The following is a 2,784-nucleotide window of genomic DNA, read 5'->3' as shown; positions in this document are numbered from 1 at the left end:
GTTTACTGCTGTAAGAGCCTGACAATGACCTACTTTCACACGGGAATCCGCACTATCATCGGCGCAAAGTCGTTTCACTGTCCTGTTCGAGATGGGAAGGAGTGGTGCCAACTTGCTATGGTCATCAGGCATAACTTTTTGCTTTACCGATCAGTTTGTCGATCGGCTCGGCGAATTCATAGAGACAGAAATCAGATTATATTCGATTGCGTACTTGGCATAACTAGTCTTCGATCCACGGGGGGATCAAAGTTATAGGGTCAAGCCTCACGAGCAATTAGTATTGGTTAGCTTAACGCATTGCTGCGCTTCCACACCCAACCTATCAACGTCCTGGTCTTGAACGACTCTTTAGGGGGCTCAAGGCCCCGGCAGATCTCATCTTGAAACGAGTTTCCCGCTTAGATGCTTTCAGCGGTTATCTCTTCCACACTTAGCTACTCGGCAATGCCACTGGCGTGACAACCGATACACCAGAGGTGTGTCCACTCCGGTCCTCTCGTACTAGGAGCAGGCTTCCTCAAATCTGCAGCGCCCACGGAAGATAGGGACCAAACTGTCTCACGACGTTTTAAACCCAGCTCACGTACCTCTTTAAATGGCGAACAGCCATACCCTTGGGACCGACTACAGCCCCAGGATGAGATGAGCCGACATCGAGGTGCCAAACACCGCCGTCGATATGAACTCTTGGGCGGTATCAGCCTGTTATCCCCAGAGTACCTTTTATCCGTTGAGCGATGGCCCTTCCATACAGAACCACCGGATCACTATGTCCTGCTTTCGCATCTGCTCGACTTGTCAGTCTCGCAGTTAAGCACGCTTATGCCATTGCACTATCGTCACGATGTCCGACCGTAACTAGCGTACCTTCGAACTCCTCCGTTACACTTTGGGAGGAGACCGCCCCAGTCAAACTGCCTACCATGCACTGTCCCCGATCCAGATAATGGACCAAGGTTAGAACCTCAAACACACCAGGGTGGTATTTCAACGTTGGCTCCACAAGAACTAGCGTCCCTGCTTCAAAGCCTCCCACCTATCCTACACAGATCTGTTCAAAGTCCAATACAAAGCTACAGTAAAGGTTCATGGGGTCTTTCCGTCTTTCCGCGGGGAGATTGCATCATCACAAACATTTCAACTTCGCTGAGTCTCTGGAGGAGACAGTGTGGCCATCGTTACGCCATTCGTGCAGGTCGGAACTTACCCGACAAGGAATTTCGCTACCTTAGGACCGTTATAGTTACGGCCGCCGTTTACTGGGACTTCAATCAAGAGCTTGCACCCCATCATTTAATCTTCCAGCACCGGGCAGGCGTCACACCCTATACGTCCACTTTCGTGTTTGCAGAGTGCTGTGTTTTTATTAAACAGTCGCAGCCACCGATTTTTTGCAACCGCTTTCGGCTTGCCTTGTACAGGTTCACCTAATTGCGGCATACCTTCTCCCGAAGTTACGGTATCAATTTGCCGAGTTCCTTCTCCAGAGTTCTCTCAAGCGCCTTAGAATACTCATCTCGCGCACCAGTGTCGGTTTGCGGTACGGTCGTGTGTAGCTGAAGCTTAGTGGCTTTTCCTGGAAGCTGGGTATCACTCACTTCGTCTGCAAGCAGACTCGTTATCACCCCTCATCTAAGCCCGGCGGATTTGCCTACCGGGCACGACTACAGGCTTGAACCAACATATCCAACAGTTGGCTGAGCTAACCTTCTCCGTCCCCACATCGCACTACACATCGGTACAGGAATATTGACCTGTTTCCCATCAGCTACGCATCTCTGCCTCGCCTTAGGGGCCGACTCACTCTACGCCGATGAACGTTGCGTAGAAAACCTTGCGCTTACGGCGAGGGGGCTTTTCACCCCCTTTAACGCTACTCATGTCAGCATTCGCACTTCTGATACCTCCAGCATCCGTCACCAGACACCTTCACAGGCTTACAGAACGCTCTCCTACCACGTGCAATAAATTGCACATCCGCAGCTTCGGTAACTGGCTTAGCCCCGTTACATCTTCCGCGCAGGACGACTCGATCAGTGAGCTATTACGCTTTCTTTAAATGATGGCTGCTTCTAAGCCAACATCCTGACTGTTTTAGCCTTCCCACTTCGTTTCCCACTTAGCCAATTTTAGGGACCTTAGCTGGCGGTCTGGGTTGTTTCCCTCTTGAGTCCGGACGTTAGCACCCGGTGCTCTGTCTCCCAAGCTGTACTCTGCGGTATTCGGAGTTTGCATAGGTTTGGTAAGTCGCCATGACCCCCTAGCCTAAACAGTGCTCTACCCCCGCAGGTAATACTTGAGGCACTACCTAAATAGTTTTCGGAGAGAACCAGCTATTTCCAAGTTTGTTTAGCCTTTCACCCCTATCCACAGCTCATCCGCTAATTTTGCAACATTAGTCGGTTCGGACCTCCAGTACCTGTTACGGCACCTTCATCCTGGCCATGGATAGATCACTTGGTTTCGGGTCTACACCCAGCGACTGATTCGCCCTATTCGGACTCGATTTCTCTACGGCTTCCCTATTCGGTTAACCTTGCCACTGAATGTAAGTCGCTGACCCATTATACAAAAGGTACGCAGTCACCCTTGCGGGCTCCTACTTTTTGTAAGCATACGGTTTCAGGATCTATTTCACTCCCCTCCCGGGGTTCTTTTCGCCTTTCCCTCACGGTACTGGTTCACTATCGGTCGATTACGAGTATTTAGCCTTGGAGGATGGTCCCCCCATATTCAGACAAGGTTTCTCGTGCCCCGCCCTACTTTTCTCTAGCTTAGTAC

The 2,784-nt window shown here is 50.8% G+C and carries 2 rRNA genes (1 of these 2 running past the window's edge); both read right to left on the bottom strand.

Annotated features, from left to right (window positions below):
* Positions 1-16 precede the first annotated feature (16 nt).
* Positions 17-129, bottom strand: a 5S ribosomal RNA gene (gene rrf / locus N0K08_RS17945).
* Between the two features lie 127 nt (positions 130-256).
* Positions 257-2,784 (bottom strand): 23S ribosomal RNA (locus tag N0K08_RS17940); it runs 297 nt beyond the window's last position.

Origin of the sequence: Acidovorax bellezanensis (genome assembly GCF_025421555.1) — a bacterium.
Taxonomy (GTDB): domain Bacteria; phylum Pseudomonadota; class Gammaproteobacteria; order Burkholderiales; family Burkholderiaceae_C; genus Comamonas; species Comamonas bellezanensis.
The sequence above is the reverse complement of the archived record's forward strand: the minus strand, read 5'-3'. Positions and strand labels throughout refer to the sequence as shown.